This is a genomic window from Thermoactinomyces sp. CICC 10522 (genome assembly GCF_016055075.1).
Classification (GTDB): Bacteria; Bacillota; Bacilli; order Thermoactinomycetales; family Thermoactinomycetaceae; genus Thermoactinomyces_A; species Thermoactinomyces_A daqus.
On the sequence record NZ_JAECVY010000068.1, the window covers coordinates 1 to 654 of the forward strand.

The 654-nt window shown below is 48.2% G+C and carries 1 pseudogene; it reads right to left on the bottom strand.

Features of this window, described 5'->3' with window-relative positions:
• Nucleotides 1-484: pseudogene (locus I8U18_RS17620) on the bottom strand (transposase); the annotation flags it as partial.
• Nucleotides 485-654: the final 170 nt, after the last annotated feature.

Below are 654 nucleotides of genomic sequence, written 5' to 3' on the forward strand. Positions count from 1 at the left end.
CTTGAAAATGCTGGCGAATCGAACGAATCAAGCCGGCATGGTGATCTGAAACCACCAGATCCACCCCACAAAGCCCGCGGCTTTTCAACCAGCTGAAAACTCGTTCCAACTGGCTTCAGACTCACTGTCCCCCAGCATCAAGCTAATGACTTCCCGGTGTCCTTCCTGGTTGACGCCAATAGCGATGAGAGCGCCTCTGGCCCGCACACGTCCCTCCTCGCGGACTCTGAGTACCATAGCATCGACGATGAGGAAGGGGTACCGCTCGTCCTGCAATCCTACATGGGTGGTTAGTTTATGGGGATAAGAGCCGTTCCGGTAGCCTTGGCGTTCCTCTGTACGCTCATACGGCTCCGCAGATAAGTGTTTTGTCACTTGAGCCTTCAAGATCTGGTTCAGAACTGATTCCAGCATCATCTTTTGAATCTTTCAAAAACAGGTGGTGCAAAATCTCCGAATCTACGGTAATCTGGTATTGATCTATTGTGAAACCTCCTCGATTGGGAATGGTTGACAACTATTATTCTAACCGAGGAATTTCACTAGGGCGTGTCCGGTGAATATTCTAAGATTCCATGATAAAATGAAAATTAACATAACATTTCGTAAGGGGACATCTATGATGAGACGGCGATACGAAATTACGGATGAAGC